The following is a 17,710-nucleotide window of genomic DNA, read 5'->3' as shown; positions in this document are numbered from 1 at the left end:
GCGGTGAAGCTATGGGAGTCCCTGGTGCGTGTCAACCCTTTCCGCGCGGCCTTGGTTGACGCGAGCACGCCCCTCGGATTCAACGGAAAATGTCGCGCACAGCCCATTGACGCCGTCGGTAGTGGCCGTTTAGCTTCCGTGCAACCTCATTGAAACCTTTCACGGCGGGTCGTGCCCCGAGTGCCCACCGCTGAGGAGCCCTCATGAACCAGCCCGCCACGGGCCCCGCCCCGGTCCTGGCCCTCAAGGATGTGAGCAAGTCCTTCGGCGCCGTACGGGCCCTGCGGGACGTCTCCCTGCAACTGTTCCCCGGCGAGGCACACGCCCTCGCGGGGGAGAACGGCGCGGGCAAGTCGACCCTCATCAAGACCCTCGCCGGGGTGCACAGGCCCGACGCCGGCGAGGTGGTGCTCGACGGCGAGGCCGTCGTCTTCCACGGCCCGGCCGACGCCAGGGACGCCGGAATCGCCGTCATCTACCAGGAGCCGACGCTCTTCCCCGATCTGTCGATCGCCGAGAACATCTTCATGGGCCGTCAGCCGCGGCGCGCGCTCGGCCGTATCGACCGCAGGGCCGTACGGGACACCACCGCGGCCCTGATGAAACGCCTCGGCGTGGAGCTGGACCCCGACCGGCCCGCCCGCGGACTCTCCATCGCCGACCAGCAGATCGTCGAGATCGCCAAGGCGCTCTCCTTCGACGCGCGCGTCCTCATCATGGACGAGCCCACCGCCGCTCTGACGGGCAGCGAGACCGCCCGGCTGTTCTCCGTCGTACGGACCCTGCGGGCCGAGGGCGCCGCGATCCTGTTCATCTCCCACCGGCTGGAGGAGATCTTCGCGCTCTGCCAGCGGGTCACGACCTTGCGCGACGGCCGCTGGATCTCCTCCGAGCCGCTGGCCGGACTGACCGAGGACGACCTCGTGCGCTCCATGGTCGGCAGGGATCTGGGTGAGCTGTACCCCAAACAGGCCGCGGACGTCGGGGAGATCGCCCTGTCGGTGCGCCGGCTGACCCGGGAGGGGGTGTTCCGCGACATCTCCTTCGAGGTGCGCAGGGGCGAGATCGTCGCCCTGGCCGGACTCGTCGGCGCGGGCCGCAGCGAGGTGGCCCAGGCCGTCTTCGGCGTCGACCGGGCGGACGCGGGCGAGGTGGTGGTCGACGGACGTACGCTTCCCGCCGGTTCGCCGACCGCCGCGATGGACGCCGGACTCGCGCTCGTCCCCGAGGACCGCAGACAGCGCGGACTGGTGATGGACATGTCCATCGAACGGAACATCGCCCTCACCGGCCTCGGCCGGCTCGGCAGGGGCGGCATGGTGCGCCGGGCCCTGGAGCGCGGCCGGGCCGCGGACTGGGCTGTACGTCTCCAGCTCAGGTACAACCGCCTGGCCGACCCCGTCGGCGTACTCTCCGGCGGCAATCAGCAGAAGGTCGTCCTCGCCAAATGGCTGGCGACGGAACCGGCCGTACTCATCGTCGACGAACCCACCCGCGGGATCGACGTCGGCACCAAGGCGGAGGTGCACCGGCTCCTCTCCTCCCTGGCCGCGGAAGGGCTCGCCGTCCTCATGATCTCCTCCGACCTGCCCGAGGTACTCGGCATGGCCGACCGGGTGCTGGTGATGCACGAGGGCCGGCTCACCGCCGAGATCCCGCGCGCCGAAGCCACCGAGGAAGCCGTGATGGCGGCGGCCACCGGCCGTAACGAGAGGGCGGCGGCATGACCACCCTGATGGACAAACCCACCACGAGAACCAAGGACGACGGCTCGGCGCGCTCGCTCGTCGACGCCGTGTTCCGGGCCCGCGAGATCAGCATCGCGGGAGCGCTGGCGCTGCTCGTCCTCGGCACCTGGATCGCCAACCCGCGCTTCCTCGACGACCAAGGCGTCAAGGACCTCCTCCTCAACGCCTCCATTCTGGTCCTGCTCGCCGTCGGCCAGTCCGTGGTCGTCGTCACCCGCAACATCGACCTCTCGGTCGGCTCGGTCGTCGGGCTCTCCGCCTTCGCCTGCGGCAAGTTCGTGGCCGGCACCGATCACGGCGTGCTCACCGTCATGCTGCTGGGCATCGCCCTCGGTGTGGCCTGCGGACTGGTCAGCGGCGCCCTGGTCAGCTTCGGCAGGGTGCCGGCGCTCGTGGTCACCCTCGGCATGCTCTACATCATTCAGGGCCTCGACTACTGGTGGGCGCAGGGCGAGCAGATCAGCGCCAACGACGTCCCCGACCCGATACTCGGCCTGGGCAGCGGCAGCGTCCTCGGCATCCCCTATCTGCCGCTGATCGCCCTGGCCCTGCTCGCCGTCACCGCGTACTACCTGCGCGGCTACCGGTCGGGACGCGAGCTGTACGCGATCGGCTCCAACCCCGAGGCCGCCCGGCTGGCCGGCGTACCGATCCGCCGCCGGATCCTCGGCGCGTACGCCTTCTCCGGTGCCGTGGCCGGATTCGCCGGCGCCCTCTGGCTCGCCCGCTTCGGCACCGTCGTCGCCGACAACGCGCACGGCTGGGAACTGACCGTCGTCAGCGCCGTGGTCGTCGGCGGCGTCGCCATCACCGGCGGCACCGGCACGGTCTGGGGAGCCGCGCTCGGCGCGCTGCTGCTCACCACCATCGGCAGCGCGCTGGTCGTCCTGAAGGTCGACTCGTTCTGGCAGGGCGCCATCACCGGCGCACTGCTCCTCGCGGCCATCACCGTCGACCGGATCGTGTCCCTGCGCATGACCGCCGCACTGAGGAAGAGGAGCGCCCGACATGGGAATGGCGCCTGACACACAGACAGCGCCGCGGCCCCCGGCCAAGGCGCCCGCGCCCCGCGCCACGACGGCGGGCGAGTTCGTCAAGTCCGTCGGACTGCGCTGGGACACGGCGGTCGGCGCCCTGCTGGTGGCGGTCTTCGTCGTCGGCCTCGGCACCACCGACGGCTTCGCGTCCGGTGAGAACCTCGCCTTCGCCTTCAACGACATCGCGGAAGTCGCCCTGATCGCACTGCCCATGACCCTGCTGGTGGTGGCGGGACAGGTCGATCTGTCCGTCGCGTCGATGCTGGGTCTCGGCAGCGCGCTGACCGGCGCCCTGTGGAACGCGGGCTGGGCGTTCGAGCTGATCGTGCCCGTCGTCCTGCTCGTCGGAGTCGCCGGCGGGCTCCTCAACGGCTGGCTGGTCACCCGCGTCGGCCTGCCCTCGCTCGCCGTCACCATCGGGACGCTCGCCCTCTACCGGGGTCTCGCCTCGGTCGCGCTGGGCAGCGACGCCGTGACCGACTTCCCCCAGGCATACGCCGATTGGGCCGTGGACACCACCACGATCCCCGGCACCTTCATCACCTATCCCATCGCCCTGTTCATCACGCTGGCCGTGGCCACCGCCGTACTGCTGCACTCCACCGCCTTCGGACGGTCGCTGTTCGCGATCGGCGCGCAGGAAGAGGCCGCCTACTTCGCCGGGATCAGGGTCAAGCGCTTCAAGCTGATCCTCTTCGTGGTCACCGGGGTGTTCTCGGCCTTCGCCGGGATCGTCTTCACCCTCCGCTACGGCAGCGCCCGCGCCGACAACGGTCTCGGTTTCGAGATGCTCGTCATCGCCTCCGTCCTGCTCGGCGGCGTCGACTTCGACGGCGGCAAGGGCACGCTCTTCGGCGCGGTCGCCGGGGTGCTGCTCATCGGAGTCCTCAAGAACCTGCTGACACTGAACGATGTGCCGAACGAGGTTCAGGTGATCGTGACCGGACTGCTGCTCGTCGCCTCCGTCCTCACCCCTCGGGTCATCGCCACCGTGATCGAACGACGGCACCGGCGCGCGGCGGGCGCCTCCCCCGAGTCCTGAGCCGCCGCACCCCGCCACGTCCCGTACCCCTCGTCCCCCCGCACCTCCCCGAGCCCGCCGTACTCCCGAAAGGCACGTGCCCGCCATGATCATCCGTACCGCCGTCCGACGTCGCGCGGCAGCCACCGCCGCCACCGCCTGCGCCCTCGCCGTCGCGCTGACCGCCTGCTCCGGCACCACCAAGGACAGCGCCGAGAAGAACACCGCACAGACGGGCACGGCGGCGAAGGCCGACCCGAACGCGCCCCTGAAGAAGGGCCTCAAGCTCGCGTTCCTGCCCAAGCAGATCAACAACCCGTACGAGAAGATCGTGGACGAGGCGGGCATCGCCGCCGCGAAGGAATACGGCGCCAGCGGCAAGGAGGTCGGCCCCTCCGACGCCAGCGCCTCCTCCCAGGTCTCGTACATCAACACCCTCATCCAGCAGCGCCAGGACGCCATCCTGATCGCGGCCAACGACCCCAACGCGGTGTGCGGCCCGCTCAAGCAGGCCATGAAGAAGAACATCAAGGTCGTCGCGTACGACTCGGACACCGCCAAGGACTGCCGCCAGCTCTTCATCAACCAGGCCAGCTCCGAGGAGATAGGCCGGAGCCTCGTGCAGCACCTGGGTGAACAGATCGGCTACCAGGGCAAGATCGCGATCCTCTCGGCCACCCAGAACGCCACGAACCAGAACACCTGGATCGAGTTCATGAAGGACGAGCTGAAGCTGCCCAAGTACAGGAACATGACGCTCGTGAAGGTCGCGTACGGCGACGACGCGGACCAGAAGTCCTTCCAGCAGACCCAGGGCCTGCTCCAGGCCTACCCCGACCTCAAGGGCATCATCTCGCCCACCACCGTCGGTATCGCCGCCGCGGCCCGCTACCTCGGCGACTCCTCGTACAAGGGCAAGGTCGTGCTCAACGGCCTGGGCACCCCGAACCAGATGCGCAAGTACGTCAAGGACGGCACCGTCGAGCAGTTCTCTCTCTGGAACCCCGAAGAGCTCGGCTATCTGGGGTCGTACGCCGCCGCGGCCCTGGCTTCCGGCCAGATCACCGGCGCCGAGGGCGAGAAGTTCAAGGCGGGCAAGCTCGGCGAGTACACCATCGGCAAGGACGGCGAGATCATCCTCGGCGAGCCGACCGTCTTCGACAAGCGGAACATCGACACGTTCGACTTCTGAGCGGGCGGCTTCCATGCGACGCGTCTGTTTCCTGCTGAAGGTCCGGCAGGACCGCACAGCCGAGTACCGCGAGCGGCACGCCGCCGTCTGGCCCGGCATGCTCCGGGCTCTGTCGGAGTGCGGCTGGCGGAACTACTCGCTCTTCCTGCGTGACGACGGGCTGCTCGTCGGCTACCTGGAGACCGAGGACTTCGAGGCGGCTCAGGCCGCCATGGCCGCCACCGAGGTCAATGCCCGCTGGCAGCGGGACATGGCGCCCTTCTTCGAAGCCCTGGACGGGGCCGGGCCGGACGAGGCGATGCGCCCGCTGAGCGAAGTGTTCCATCTCGACTGAGCCGCCCGGACCGCCGAATCACGTGCACTGCCCGCACCGCCGGAACCGCCGGAACCGCCCTCACGATCCAGAGATCTGGAGACCTGGAGATACGGACATGAGACGTCTCACCGCCGTGGTTCCGGCCATGGCACTGCTCACCACCGCACTCCTCGCCGTCGCGCCCCCGTCCGGCGCGGCGGCCCAGGGGCCCACGACGGGCACGGCCCGCGCGGACGCTCCCGGCCCGGCGCTCACGAGGGTCGCCGACACCCAACTCGACAGCCGGGCCATCTACTTCGTCTCGTACGACGGCCTGGTCAACAACAACTCCTTCCAGAAGAACGGCCTGCTCACCTATCAGGGCCACCAGTACGCCGCCTGGTACACGGCCGACCGCACCGCCGTCGTCGCCCGCCGTGCCCTCGGCGCGTCCAGCTGGCAGACCGCGCGGCTGCCGCATCGGCTCACCGTCGATGACTCCCACAACGTCATCTCCATGGGCCTCTCGCGGGTCGACGGCCGGCTGCACCTGAACATGGACTCGCACAGCAACGGCTTCTTCTATGTGAAGTCGGCCGCCGGACTGCTGGACGATCCCACCGGACACGCCTGGAACAGCGGCCAGTTCGGCGCCGTACAGACCACGCTCGACGGTCTCGCGCTCACTCCGCGGTTCACCTATCCGCAGTTCGTCGCCACCCCCGAGGGCCGGCTCCAGCTCAGCTACCGCGCCGGTGTCTCGGGCAACGGCCGCAACGCGCTGGCCGAGTACGACGGTTCCCGGTGGACCGCACTCGGCGAATGGTCCGCCTCGACGGGTACGTACACCAGCGAGCACGGATCGAGCACCGCCCGCAACATGTATCTGCACGGCGTCGACTACGGCGCCGACGGCCGGCTGCACGCCTTCTACACCTGGCGCGAACAGAACAGCGCCGTCATGTGCGCCCCCGGCGGGCTCACCAACCACGACACCGGCTATGTGTACAGCGCCGACCGCGGCCGTACCTGGCGCAACGCGGCGGGGACGGTGGTCGGCACCACCGGCGGCCCCGATCCCGTAGCGGTCGGCGACCCCGGAACGGTCGTCGACCCGCTCAACCCCGACCACTCCCTGATGAACCAGGAGAGCCAGGCAACGGACTCCGCCGGGCTGCCACACGCGATCATCAGCTACGTCCCCGGCCGCTTCGGCCAGTGCACCACCGGCTACGCCGCCGACCGGACGGCCAACGGCCGCGCCTTCCACCTCCTCAAGGACTCCACGGGCGCCTGGAAGAAGACCGAGATACCGGTTCCGCTCGACTCCAGCCAGCGCACCAGGCTCGTCCTCGACCGCCATGACAACGCCTACGCCGTGATGCCGTACGGCCGGATCGCCGCCGCCTCCAGGTCCTCGGGGTACACCGACTGGAGGACCCTGTTCGACGGCGCGGGGCTGAACGCCTTCGGCGAGGTCGTCGTGGACGACACCCGTGTCGCCCAGGACGGCGTTCTCTCGTTCATGTATCAGCGGAAGTCGGCCGGCACCACGCCCTCGCCCCTCCGGGTCATCGACTTCCGGCTCCCGTCGTGAGGCACCACCCGTCCAGAGGCACGAAGGAATCGCCATGAACGCACGCACTCCCGCCGTCGCCCGCAAACCCAGGATCGGCCTGGTCGCCGGGGGACTCGGCGCCTACTGGCCGCAGTTCCCCGATCTGCTCCCGCAACTCCAGCGCTCCGCCGACCGTGTCACCGTACGGATGCGGGAGTTCGACGCCGAGGTCGTCGACGTCGGCTTCATCTCCGACGCCCAGGAGGGCGCCGAGGCCGCCGAGAAACTGCGCGCCGCCGACTGCGACCTGATCGTCGGCTTCCTCACCACCTATATGACGGCCACGATGCTCGTGCCCATCGCACAGCGCAGCGGCGCGCCCGTCCTGCTCATCAACCTCCAGCCCGGCCCCGCCATGGACCACGCCGCGTTCGACACCGGACAGTGGCTGGCGTACTGCGGTGCCTGCCCGCTGCCGGAGATGGCCAACGCCTTCGAACGCGTCGGCGTACCGTTCCGCTCGGTCTCCGGCCATCTGGAGGACGAGCGCGCCTGGCAGCGCATCGGCCGCTGGATCCGCGCCGCCGGGGTCCGCTCGGTGCTGCGCAACGGCCGGCACGGTCTGATGGGCCATCTCTACCCCGGGATGTACGACGTCTCCACGGACCTCACCATGGTCCCGGGCCGGCTCGGCGGCCATGTGGAGGTCGTCGAGTTCGACGACCTGCGGGTACGGGTGGAGCAGGTCAAGGACGACGACCTCACCGCGAAACTGGACGAGACCCGCGAGGTGTTCGCACTCGCCGACTCCGTGGTCGAGGAAGACCTCCGCTGGGCGGCCCGTGTCGCCGTCGGCCTCGACCGGCTGGTCGAGGACTTCGACCTGGACTCGCTCGCGTACTACCACCGCGGGCTGGACGCCGAGGTCCACGAACGTCTCGGCGCGGGCATGATCCTCGGCTCCTCGCTGCTCACCGCACGCGGCATCCCGGCCTGTGGCGAGTACGAACTGCGCACCTCCCTGGCCATGCTGATCGCGGACCGGCTCGGCGCCGGCGGCTCGTTCACCGAACTCCAGGCGCTGGACTTCACGGCCGGAGTGGTCGAGATGGGCCACGACGGACCCGGGCATCTCGCCATCAGCGCCCGCAAGCCCCTGCTGCGCGGGCTCGGCGTCTACCACGGCAAGCGCGGCTGGGGAGTCTCCGTCGAGTTCGACGTACGGCACGGACCCGTCACGCTGGTCGGGCTCGGTCAGAGCCGCGACGGCCGCTACCGGCTGATCGCCGCCGAGGGCGAGGTCGTCCCCGGCCCGCATCTGGAGATCGGCAACACCACCTCGCGCGTCGACTTCGGCTGCGACCCGGGGGAGTGGACCGATGCCTGGAGCGCCAGCGGGGTCGGCCATCACTGGGCGCTGGCCACCGGCGCGCTGCTGCCGGAACTGCGCGCGCTGTCCGGGCTGACCGGACTGGAGCTGGTCGAGGTCTCCGTCTGATGCGTCGTCCGGTGGGAATCAAGGACGTGGCCGGCGCGGCCGGTGTCTCGGTGGGCACCGTCTCGAATGTGATCAACCGCCCCGAGTCCGTGACCGAGGAGACCCGCCAGCGTGTCCTGTCCACCATAGAGCGGCTCGGCTACGTGCGCAGTGAGTCCGCGCGCCAGCTGCGCGCGGGCCGCAGCCGCATTCTGGCCATGCTCGTGCTCGACATGGCCAATCCCTTCTTCGTCGCGGTCGCCTCGGGCGCGGAGCGCTCCGCCCGTGCCGCCGGGCTCGGCGTGATGCTGTGCAACAGCGCGGAGAGCCCGGCGGAGGAGGCCACCTATCTCCATCTCTTCTCCGAGCAGCAGGTACGGGGCGTGCTGGTCACCCCGGCCGATATGAGCGGACGCAATCTCGACGCGTTCCGGCGCCACGGCATCCCGTTCGTCCTCGTCGACCGCATCGTGCCCAGCGCGGACGGCTGTTCGGTCTCCGTCGACGATGTGGCCGGCGGCGCCCTGGCCGTACGTCATCTGCTGCGGCGCGGCTGCCGGGAGATCGCGTACGTCAGCGGCCCGATGCATCTGGCGCAGTGCCGGAACCGCCGTGAGGGCGCGTTGCTCGCCCTCGCGGAGGCGGGGCTGCCGCCCGGGGCGCTCCGCCATGTCGAGGCCGCGCGGCTCGATGTCGTCGCGGGACGGGACGCCGGGGCACGGCTGCTCGGTATGGAGTCCCGGCCGAGCGCGGTGTTCTGCGCCAACGACCTGCTCGCACTGGGCGTGCTGCAGACGCTGTACCACGCCGGAATACGGGTGCCCGAGGACATCGCCCTCGTCGGCTACGACGACATAGAGTTCGCGTCGGCCGCGGCCGTGCCGCTGACGTCGGTGCGCCAGCCGGCCTTCCGGCTGGGCGGGGCCGCGGCGGATCTGCTCATCGAGGAGACCGGCGACGATGCCGCGCACCACGAGCACCGGCGCATCGTGCTCCAGCCCGAACTCGTGGTGCGGGCCTCCACGCTCGCCCGGCCGCACCCCTGAACGGCCGGAAACGGAGGGCCTGTTGAACGGCCTCAGCCGGAACGCCCGTTGAATGTCCGGGGACGAACCGCCGTGAACGAAGGGGAACGGACGGCCCATCGGCCACTGACTTGGTCTAGACCTTGACAGGGCCCGCACAATTCCGCTTTGGTTCCCTCACCCCCCATGGCGAGCGCCGGCAGCGGCCGCTCGCGCGAAGGAGTGAGTCGTTTGAGACAGCGAGTTCTTGCCCTGCTCACGGCGATGGTTTCGGCCCTCGCCCTCGCGGTGTTCCTGCCCGCGTCATCCGCCTCAGCCGCCGCGGCCTGCGGCCCCGGCTGGAGCGCCTCCGCCGTCTACACCGGCGGCGGCGTCGCCTCGTACAACGGTCACAACTGGTCGGCGAAGTGGTGGACCCAGGGGGAGGCCCCCGGTACCTCCGACGTCTGGGCCGACCAGGGCAGTTGTGACGGCTCCAGCCCCGGTGGCGGTTCCGGTGACAGCTGTGACCACCCGGCCTGGGTCGCGGGCCGCGCGTATGTCGCCGGCGACATCGTCAAGTACACCGACGGCAGGTTCTACCGGGCCGAGCACGACAACCCGGGCTACGACCCGGTCATCAGCACCTGGTACTGGGAGCCGTACACCTGCGACGGCACCACCCCGCCGCCCCAGGGCGGATTCGTGGTCAGCGAGGGCCAGTTCAACCAGATGTTCCCGAGCCGGAACCCGTTCTACTCCTACAGCGGGCTGACCGCCGCCCTCAGCGCCTACCCCGGTTTCGCGAACACCGGCAGCGACACGATCAAGCGCCAGGAGGCCGCCGCGTTCCTGGCCAATGTCAGCCACGAGACCGGTGGGCTCGTCCATATCGTCGAGCAGAACACCGCCAACTACCCGCACTACTGCGACGCTTCGCAGTCCTACGGCTGCCCGGCGGGCCAGGCGGCGTACTACGGCCGCGGCCCGATCCAGCTGAGCTGGAACTTCAACTACAAGGCGGCCGGGGACGCGCTGGGCATCGACCTGCTCAACAACCCCTGGCTCGTGCAGAACGACTCGGCCGTGGCCTGGAAGACCGCCCTCTGGTACTGGAACACCCAGACCGGCCCCGGCACGATGACCCCGCACAACGCCATGGTCAACAGCCGCGGCTTCGGTGAGACCATCCGCAGCATCAACGGCAGCATCGAGTGCAACGGGGGCAACCCCGGACAGGTGCAGAGCCGTATCAACAACTACCAGCGCTTCGTGCAGATCCTCGGGACCACTCCCGGGTCCAATCTGAGCTGCTGAGCGGCATCCGGGCAGAGGCCGGTCCGACGGGTTCACCGCCGTCGGACCGGCTTTCGCGTGTGGGCGCGGCTCGCCCGGTCACGGCGAAGCCGGTTCACCCGCCGGAGAACTGATCGGCCGCCGTGTCGTTGTGCCGGTCGGGGCCACGGCCCGTCTCCGCGCGCTCGCCGCGCGGTGGGCCGCCGCCCCGACCAGCAGTGCTCGACGAGCGGAGGCCTACATGCCGGCGGGAATCCATGCGGAGCCGGACCGTACGAGGACGCTTCCCGAGGGCAAGGACGCCAGGCGGACCAACGGGATGGTGTCCGGCGGGAATACGGAGTCCGGCGGGAACGCCGTCGGGGTACCGGGCGCCGCCCCGACAGAGCCGTCCGGCCGCGGCAGGCCGCGGCGCGGGCTGCTGCGCGCGCTCTTCACGCTGGGCGTCGTCGCGGGCACCGCGGCGGTGCTGGCGCCCGTCCTCAGGGCGGGCCGCGACGCCGTCGGCGCGGCGACCGGAAGCCCGGCACGGAGCGCGGAGACCGAGGCCGGCGGAGTCCTCGACGAGATGTACCGCGGACGGCGTATCCAGATCGGCCGCTCCGGCACCGCGCATCCCGGCTCCCTGGCCGCGGTCTCGGCCGACTCGGACGTCTCCGCGCTGTCTCCCCCCTCCCTGCCCGACATCCGGATCGACGGCCGGCCGCTCCGGCTGATGCGGCGGGCCGACGGCGGTTATCTGAGCATGGTCAACCACTACGAGTCGTTCCCGACGCCGCTCGCGGCGGCCCGTGCGGCGGTCAGGGACCTCAGGGGCGCGCAACTGGCCCTCGACGGGCCGGTCCACCACATCTGACCCGCCCGGACCACCCCGTCTCATCGCATCCGACGGCTGGAGGGCCTCACCGGTGTACATCAGAAAGAACCAGCGGAATCTCACCAGCGCCGAGAAGAAGAGCTTCGTCAGCGCCGTCCTGGAGCTCAAACGGCGTGGTGAGTACGACGAGTTCGTCCGGCTGCACGTCCAGTACCACGTCTCCGACGCGGAGGGCGGACCGCGCGCCGGGCACATGGCCCCGTCGTTCTTCCCCTGGCACCGGCGCTTCCTGCTGGAGTTCGAGCGCGCGCTCCAGCGGGTGGACCCGAAGGTGACCGTTCCGTACTGGGACTGGACCACCGACAACACACCCGCCGCCACGCTCTGGTCCGAGGACTTCCTCGGCGGGACCGGCCGGCCGCGCGACCAGCAGGTCGTCACCGGTCCGTTCGCCTACAAGGAGGGCAACTGGACGATCAGGGGCGGGGTGACGGAGGGGAAGTTCCTCACCCGCGATCTCGGCCGTCCCTCCGAGCCGGTCGCGCTGCCCACCAAGAGCGAACTGGACTGGGCGATGAACGAGAAGGTGTACGACATGGCCCCGTGGGACTCGACGTCGGCCGCCGGCTTCCGTAACCGGCTGGAGGGCTGGATCTCAGGAGGTGACGCGCCCTGGTGCAACCACAACCGCGTACACCGCTGGATCGGCGGCCATATGCTCGGCGGCGCCTCCCCCGACGACCCCGTCTTCTGGCTGCACCACGCCTTCGTCGATCTGCTCTGGGACCGCTGGCAGCGCAGACACCCGAAGGCGACCTATCTGCCGAGGACGAAGCTGGGCGCCGGAGACCCGCAGCGCGGCCGGGCGATCAGTCTGGTGGAACCGATGCCGCCCTGGAACGTGAGGCCGTCCCAACTCCTCGACCACAGGGACCTGTACCGCTACGCAGAGTGACTCTCCGGCAGACACGACGGCCCCCCGCGTGGACCACGCGGGGGGCCGTCCTTCACCGGATGCGCGCGACCCCCGGGCCGCGCGTCCTCATCGGTGATCAGCCGCCGTAGCCGCCGTGCTTGTGGTGCTCGCCCGACAGGTTGGCGCACTGGTTGCCGAACGCCGGGTTGAGCAGACCGATCACGTCGATGGTGTTGCCACAGAGGTTGATCGGGATGTGCAGGGGCACCTGGATGACATTGCCCGACACGACACCGGGCGAGCCGATGGCGGCGCCCCCGGCGTCGGCGTCGGCAGCGGCCATACCGGCGCCACCGGCCAGCACGGCGCCCGTGCCGACGAGAACAGCTGTTGCCTTCGCGATACGCGACATCAAGAATCTCCTTGAACCGTTTGGAGCACAGCCGCACGATGTGCGGCCTCACGCCCGTTCAACGCCGCGGCTCACACTCGGTAACGGATATCGGGCGATCCGATCACGATCACCGTCATCATCACCTGGTCAGCGGAGCAGACTCAGCCCGCCGACGAGCCGGTCGATCCTGTTGCGCGGGCCCACCAGACTGACGGCGCAGTACCCCAGATCGTCCTGGCCCGTCCCCGCGAGCACGCCGAGATACTCGTCGTACACCCGTGAGGTCTGGGCCGGTTCGGGCATGTCCACGATCAGCACCTCGTCCTTCGTGGCCGCCTTCGCGCGCAGCGCGCGCAGGGTCCCGCCGTCGGCGGCGAGGACCGTACAGCCGGCCCAGGGCAGCCCGGGATGGGTGACGCCGGAGGCGTCCGCGCCGTCGGGGCCGAGGAGACCGGGCAGCGCCTTTCCCACGGCGGCGGCCATACACGCGGCGGCGTTCGTGATCCGGCCCGCCGGGAGACTCCCGTCCACGACGATCACCCACTTCAGCCTCGCCTGCCGGGTGGAGCGGTCGGTGGTGATGTCCTCGCCGGTCAGCTGGAGGACGGATGACTGCGGAAGAGACGCGTGGGGGAGGGACATGGAACTCCTTCATCTGTGGATATCCCGCTACGCTAGGCAGAAGTTCCCAAGCTGTCCTGAGCCGCCGCATGTCGTACGGCAATCGAGGTGTTCCATGAAATTTGATGCGATCGATCAAGCTCTGCTGCGGGAGCTGCAGAACGATGCACGGCAGACCAACCGGGAGCTGGCGGCCAAGACCGGGGTCTCCCCCTCCACCTCGCTGGAGCGGGTGAGGCTGCTGCGTCAGAGCGGTGTCATCACCGGCTACCACGCGGCCGTCGATCTCGACGCGGTGGGCCGGCCCGTACAGGCCCTGATCTCGGTCCGTATCCGGCCGCCGGCCCGCCCGGTGATCGAGGGGTTCCGTGAATGGGCGGCACGGCTGCCGGAGGTGATCGGCCTGTTCGTCACCTCCGGCGCCCATGACTTCCTGCTGCATATCGCCGTTCCCGACGTCAACGGCGTCTACGCCTTCGTCATCGACCGCCTCACGGAACGCCGCGAAGTCGCCGATGTGCAGACGACGATGGCGTACGAACATGTCAGAGCGGGCCGGATCGACCCCGTCGCCGACGAGCGGCCCGTACGGTCGCGCCACGAACGCTGAGCGACGTCCTCAGCCCGAACGCCTCGGCTGGAGCGTGGTCGCGTACGCCCCGCCCCGTGCCAGCAGCTCGTGATGGCTGCCGGCCTCGACGATGCGGCCCCGCTCCATCACGATGATGCGGTCCGCGTTCCGGATGGTGGACAGCCGGTGCGCCACGACGAACACCGTCCTGCCCCGGACGAGATGGGACAGCGCGTCCTGGATCAGTCCCTCCGACGTGTTGTCGAGGGCGGAGGTCGCCTCGTCGAGCACCAGGATGCGGGGATCCCTGATCAGCGCCCTGGCGATCGCCAGCCGTTGCTTCTGCCCGCCCGACAGCCGGGCGCCGCGCTGCCCCACCACCGTGTCGAGGCCGTCCGGCAGCCGTTCGACGAACTCCATCGCGTTCGCGGCGAGCAGCGCCCCGCGCAGCGCGTCCTCGTCGGCCCCGCCCTCCAGTCCGTAGGTGACGTTCTCCCGGATGGTTCCCTCGAAGAGGATCGACTCCTGCGGCACGACGGACAGGAAACGGCGGTAGGTGCGCAGATCCAGGGAGGCCATATCGGCGCCGTCGAGCAGGATCCGGCCCTCGGTGGGACGGATGAAGCCGATCAGCAGATTCAGGATCGTGGACTTGCCCGCCCCGGACGCCCCGACCAGGGCTATGGTCTCGCCGGGCCGCACGGACAGCTCGAACCCGCGCACCGAGTGCTCCGTCGCCTCCGGGTAGCGGAAACCCATCCCCTGGAAGTCGATACGCCCGCCGATGTGCTCGACGGACGCCTTGCCCTCGTTGCTCTCCAGATCGGGTGCCTGAAGGACCTCACCGATCGAACGCACCGACTCCAGGCCCTTGGAGATGATCGGGGTCAGATTCATCAGCGTCGTCAGCGAGGCGGTCAGCGCCGTGAAGAAAGCGCTGATCATCACGACATCGCCGGCCGAGAGTCCCAGCCAGCCGTAGTACGCGACGATCGCCGAGCCCGAGAGGCAGCCGACCGCCATCGTGTTGAGCAGGATCCAGGAGAGCGATCCGAAGCGGCCGTTGAGCAGATCGAGCCGGAACCCGGCGGAGAGCACCCGCTCCAGGGTGTGGTCGACGCGGTGCAGCGCGGTCCGCTCCAGACCGTGGGCACGGGTGATCGGGATCAGCGTGGTCATCTCGCCGACACGCGAGGAGAGCTGCTCGATCTCCAGCCGGAATTCCTCGTTGTTGCTGCGGATCCGGGAGCGCAGCCGGCGGACCAGCAGGGCCGCGAGCGGGACGACGACCAGGAACACCGGCAGGACGACGGGGGCGCGGTAGCCGATCACCGCCAGTCCGCCGATCAGCGTCATGATGGCGCCGAGCCCCATGTCGGCGCTCTGCTGGGTCATCTGCTCCACGCCCTCGACGTCCCGTACGACCTTGGTCTGCAGGACGCCCGCGCTGACCCGGGCGTGGTAGCCGATGGACAGGTACTGCATCCGGCGGCAGAGCGCCGAGCGCAGCTCGCGGCCCATCCGGCGGATGCTGGAGCTCATCAGGCGCGCGTACAGCAGCGCCAGCGGAAAATTCAGCACGAGGACGAACACCAGGACCCCGGTGTTGTACCAGAGTTCGGCGACCGGACCATGATCGACCACCACATCGATGATGTTGGCCGTGATCAGGGGGAGCAGCCAGACCGGAATGTGTTTGACGGCGAACACCACGACCGCGAGGGACAGCCGGTGGCGGTCGGGCCGGAAGAGATAGGCGAGGGTGCGGAGCGGATGCTCCCCGGAGTAGTGGTGGTCCAGTGGACTGGGACGCGGGGCGGAGTCGGGTTTCTGCATGGAGAGCGGAATCCTCTTTCGGCAGTGTTGGCGCACGCTCGGTTGCAGGCAACCAGTTTCCTCCGGCACGTCTCCGTGGGGAAACGCTTTCCGGGCGCTCCACGTGCTCCGGGCGCTCCCGCCGCCCGGTCCGGACCGGGCAGTGGCTCGAGGAGTGGGAAGGGCCGATCGGTGAGATGGTGGCTCCATGGCTGATCCGGGCGCCCCTCCGGCTGCCGTGTCGCTGCCGGACGACTGGCCGGCCCATCCGGACCTGAGCCTCGCGCTCAACCGGATGGGAAGCTTCGACTGGGATCTCGTCGGCGGCCTGCTGCATCTGAACGCGCCCGCCCTCCAGGTCCTGGGCCTTCGCCCGGAGGAGTACGACGGCAGTCCGCGCAGCCTCGTCCGGCGGATGCCGCTGTTCGAGGCCGCGCGGCTGAAGAGCCTGCTGGCGCGGGCGCTCAAGGAGGGCACGGCCGAGGTAGCGGCGTACTTCCGGATCGTCCGCCATGACGGATCACGGCAGTGGACCCGTGCCCAGGGGCATATCGCCTACGACGGCGCCGGACGGCCCCGGCGGATCATCGGCCTCGTACGGAGCGCGGAACACGAACTGGCCGAGGTGGCCGCCAGAAGCGATCTGGACGAGGCGCGGCGAAGACTGACCGGGGTGGTGGAGCGCACCACCGTCCTGCTGGCGCGCGCCGAGACCGTCGAGGACGTCCTCGACGTCCTGCGGGACGAGGAGGCGCTCGGCCATCTCAAGGCCGTGAGCGTCATGCTGGGCGTGGTGGAGGGCGGACGGATCCGGACGATCGCCGAGGGCCGGTCGGGGTCGTACGTACCGGAGCTCCAGTACACCCGGATCGACGCGCGGTTCCCGATGAGCGAGGTGGTACGCACCCAGCGGCCCCGCTTCATCACCTCGCGCGAGGACTTCCGGGCCTCCTATCCGCTCCTCTGGCCGCATGTCGAGCCGCTGTCGGTGGGCTCCGGCGCCTATCTGCCACTGATCGCCCAGGGCCGGATGATCGGCGCCATGGGGCTGCTCTACCCCCGGCACGGCGGCTTCAGCGCCGAGGAACGCAATCTGCTGGTCGCGCTCTCCAGCGGTATCGCGCAGAGTCTCCAGCGGGCCATCCTCTACGAGCAGGAGCACGACCTCTCCGAGGATCTCCAGCGGGCGATGCTGCCCCGGCACGTCCCCGGCGTCCCCGGCGCGCGGACCGCCTTCCGCTACCGCTCCGCGCGGATCGGCCGGAGCGTCGGCGGTGACTGGTACGACGTGCTTCCGCTGCCGGGCGACCGGGTGGGGCTGACGATCGGTGACGTCCAGGGCCATGACACGGACGCGGCCGTGGTGATGGGCCAGCTGCGCATGACGCTCTGGGCGTACGCGGCCGAGGGGCATCCGCCCGACACCGCGATGGCCCGCGCCTCCGCCCTGCTGCGCGAACTGGGCACCGAACGCTTCGCGACCTGCACCTACGCGGAAGTGAACCTGTCGACCGGAGGGCTGCGGATCGTACGGGCGGGCCATCTCAACCCGCTGGTCCGGCGCGCCGACGGCAGCTGCCACTGGATCGAGGCGTCCGGCGGACTCCCCCTCGGACTCTCCGCGGAGTTCGCGGAGCTCGGCGGGATCAGCTACCCGGTGACCACAGCGGTGCTCGGGCCCGGGGAGACGCTGCTGCTCTGCACCGACGGGCTGGTGGAGCAGCCGGGCATCGACCTCGGCGAGAGCCTGGAGGCGCTCAGGGAGACCGTACGGACGGGCCCGGCGGATCTGGAGGCGCTGGCGGACCTGCTGTTCGCGGCGGTGGGGGAGCGGAGCGGCGGGGACGACATGGCCCTGCTGCTCCTGCGGCGTGACGGCGGCTGACGCCGGGACGGCCGCGCGCGCCTCGGCCGACAGGTGAGACGGTCTCGGCCGGGCGTGCGAGCC

16 protein-coding genes are annotated in these 17,710 nt (G+C 70.1%); 13 read left to right on the top strand and 3 right to left on the bottom strand.

Annotated features, from left to right (window positions below):
* Positions 1–203 precede the first annotated feature (203 nt).
* The 11 genes from CU044_RS00445 to CU044_RS00395 all read left to right on the top strand — a co-directional run bounded on the left by CU044_RS00445 (position 204) and on the right by CU044_RS00395 (position 12,400).
* On the top strand, positions 204–1,727 hold the full coding sequence (locus CU044_RS00445) for a sugar ABC transporter ATP-binding protein (RefSeq protein ID WP_129766332.1): 1,524 nt from the start codon (positions 204–206) through the stop codon (positions 1,725–1,727).
* Positions 1,724–2,773: an ABC transporter permease gene (locus tag CU044_RS00440; RefSeq protein ID WP_129766331.1), complete on the top strand. Its 1,050-nt coding sequence runs from the start codon at positions 1,724–1,726 to the stop codon at positions 2,771–2,773. Before CU044_RS00445 ends, CU044_RS00440 begins: the two co-directional genes overlap by 4 nt.
* Entirely contained in the window at positions 2,757–3,827 is a 1,071-nt protein-coding gene (locus tag CU044_RS00435; protein WP_240045244.1) for an ABC transporter permease, read from the top strand. The genes CU044_RS00440 and CU044_RS00435 overlap by 17 nt, the downstream gene beginning before the upstream one ends.
* An 85-nt stretch (positions 3,828–3,912) precedes the next feature.
* Complete coding sequence (gene rhaS / locus CU044_RS00430) at positions 3,913–4,998, top strand: rhamnose ABC transporter substrate-binding protein (protein ID WP_129766330.1); 1,086 nt, start codon at positions 3,913–3,915, stop codon at positions 4,996–4,998.
* A gap of 13 nt (positions 4,999–5,011) precedes the next feature.
* A complete protein-coding gene (locus CU044_RS00425) occupies positions 5,012–5,332 on the top strand; it encodes an L-rhamnose mutarotase (protein WP_129766329.1) in 321 nt (106 codons plus the stop codon).
* Positions 5,333–5,429: 97 nt separating this feature from the next.
* Complete coding sequence (locus CU044_RS00420; RefSeq protein ID WP_240045243.1) at positions 5,430–6,890, top strand: BNR repeat-containing protein; 1,461 nt, start codon at positions 5,430–5,432, stop codon at positions 6,888–6,890.
* A 34-nt stretch (positions 6,891–6,924) separates the two neighbouring features.
* A complete protein-coding gene (locus CU044_RS00415) occupies positions 6,925–8,349 on the top strand; it encodes an L-fucose/L-arabinose isomerase family protein (protein ID WP_129766328.1) in 1,425 nt (474 codons plus the stop codon).
* Positions 8,349–9,374 (top strand): LacI family DNA-binding transcriptional regulator, encoded by a 1,026-nt coding sequence (locus CU044_RS00410; RefSeq protein WP_129766327.1) that lies wholly within the window; start codon positions 8,349–8,351, stop codon positions 9,372–9,374. The genes CU044_RS00415 and CU044_RS00410 overlap by 1 nt, the downstream gene beginning before the upstream one ends.
* 210 nt (positions 9,375–9,584) lie before the next feature.
* Positions 9,585–10,649 carry a glycoside hydrolase family 19 protein gene (locus CU044_RS00405; protein ID WP_240045242.1) on the top strand — a complete coding sequence of 355 codons (1,065 nt, stop codon included), beginning with the start codon at positions 9,585–9,587 and terminating at the stop codon, positions 10,647–10,649.
* Between the two features lie 220 nt (positions 10,650–10,869).
* Positions 10,870–11,484 carry a tyrosinase family oxidase copper chaperone gene (locus tag CU044_RS00400; RefSeq protein ID WP_345790107.1) on the top strand — a complete coding sequence of 205 codons (615 nt, stop codon included), beginning with the start codon at positions 10,870–10,872 and terminating at the stop codon, positions 11,482–11,484.
* Positions 11,485–11,536: 52 nt separating this feature from the next.
* Positions 11,537–12,400, top strand: coding sequence for a tyrosinase family protein (locus CU044_RS00395; RefSeq protein ID WP_129766326.1), 864 nt, complete (start codon positions 11,537–11,539; stop codon positions 12,398–12,400).
* A 97-nt stretch (positions 12,401–12,497) separates the two neighbouring features.
* Here CU044_RS00395 and CU044_RS00390 read toward each other — a convergent pair whose 3' ends face one another.
* Positions 12,498–12,773, bottom strand: coding sequence for a chaplin (locus CU044_RS00390; RefSeq protein ID WP_129766325.1), 276 nt, complete (start codon positions 12,771–12,773; stop codon positions 12,498–12,500).
* A gap of 129 nt (positions 12,774–12,902) precedes the next feature.
* Positions 12,903–13,397 (bottom strand): DUF2000 domain-containing protein, encoded by a 495-nt coding sequence (locus CU044_RS00385; RefSeq protein WP_129766324.1) that lies wholly within the window; start codon positions 13,395–13,397, stop codon positions 12,903–12,905.
* Positions 13,398–13,491: 94 nt separating this feature from the next.
* Here CU044_RS00385 and CU044_RS00380 point away from each other — a divergent pair, with 94 nt between their 5' ends.
* Positions 13,492–13,986 (top strand): Lrp/AsnC family transcriptional regulator, encoded by a 495-nt coding sequence (locus CU044_RS00380; protein ID WP_129766323.1) that lies wholly within the window; start codon positions 13,492–13,494, stop codon positions 13,984–13,986.
* A gap of 9 nt (positions 13,987–13,995) precedes the next feature.
* On the opposite strand, the gene CU044_RS00375 is transcribed toward CU044_RS00380, so the two are convergent.
* Positions 13,996–15,783 (bottom strand): ABC transporter ATP-binding protein, encoded by a 1,788-nt coding sequence (locus tag CU044_RS00375; protein WP_129766322.1) that lies wholly within the window; start codon positions 15,781–15,783, stop codon positions 13,996–13,998.
* A gap of 187 nt (positions 15,784–15,970) precedes the next feature.
* Here CU044_RS00375 and CU044_RS00370 point away from each other — a divergent pair, with 187 nt between their 5' ends.
* Entirely contained in the window at positions 15,971–17,647 is a 1,677-nt protein-coding gene (locus CU044_RS00370; protein ID WP_129766321.1) for a SpoIIE family protein phosphatase, read from the top strand.
* Positions 17,648–17,710 lie beyond the last annotated feature (63 nt).

Origin of the sequence: Streptomyces sp. L-9-10 (assembly GCF_004151105.1) — a bacterium.
GTDB lineage: Bacteria > Actinomycetota > Actinomycetes > Streptomycetales > Streptomycetaceae > Streptomyces.
The sequence above is the reverse complement of the archived record's forward strand: the minus strand, read 5'-3'. Positions and strand labels throughout refer to the sequence as shown.

Bases quoted from the DNA above. Each gene is read 5' to 3' on its own strand.
- CU044_RS00425 (WP_129766329.1), top strand. From the start codon at position 5,012: ATGCGACGCGTCTGTTTCCTGCTGAAGGTCCGGCAGGACCGCACAGCC.
- CU044_RS00390 (WP_129766325.1), bottom strand. From the start codon at position 12,773: ATGTCGCGTATCGCGAAGGCAACAGCTGTTCTCGTCGGCACGGGCGCC.
- CU044_RS00445 (WP_129766332.1), top strand. From the start codon at position 204: ATGAACCAGCCCGCCACGGGCCCCGCCCCGGTCCTGGCCCTCAAGGAT.
- CU044_RS00415 (WP_129766328.1), top strand. From the start codon at position 6,925: ATGAACGCACGCACTCCCGCCGTCGCCCGCAAACCCAGGATCGGCCTG.
- CU044_RS00370 (WP_129766321.1), top strand. From the start codon at position 15,971: ATGGCTGATCCGGGCGCCCCTCCGGCTGCCGTGTCGCTGCCGGACGAC.
- CU044_RS00410 (WP_129766327.1), top strand. From the start codon at position 8,349: ATGCGTCGTCCGGTGGGAATCAAGGACGTGGCCGGCGCGGCCGGTGTC.
- CU044_RS00420 (WP_240045243.1), top strand. From the start codon at position 5,430: ATGAGACGTCTCACCGCCGTGGTTCCGGCCATGGCACTGCTCACCACC.
- CU044_RS00440 (WP_129766331.1), top strand. From the start codon at position 1,724: ATGACCACCCTGATGGACAAACCCACCACGAGAACCAAGGACGACGGC.
- CU044_RS00375 (WP_129766322.1), bottom strand. From the start codon at position 15,783: ATGCAGAAACCCGACTCCGCCCCGCGTCCCAGTCCACTGGACCACCAC.
- CU044_RS00400 (WP_345790107.1), top strand. From the start codon at position 10,870: ATGCCGGCGGGAATCCATGCGGAGCCGGACCGTACGAGGACGCTTCCC.
- CU044_RS00435 (WP_240045244.1), top strand. From the start codon at position 2,757: ATGGGAATGGCGCCTGACACACAGACAGCGCCGCGGCCCCCGGCCAAG.
- CU044_RS00385 (WP_129766324.1), bottom strand. From the start codon at position 13,397: ATGTCCCTCCCCCACGCGTCTCTTCCGCAGTCATCCGTCCTCCAGCTG.
- CU044_RS00380 (WP_129766323.1), top strand. From the start codon at position 13,492: ATGAAATTTGATGCGATCGATCAAGCTCTGCTGCGGGAGCTGCAGAAC.
- rhaS (WP_129766330.1), top strand. From the start codon at position 3,913: ATGATCATCCGTACCGCCGTCCGACGTCGCGCGGCAGCCACCGCCGCC.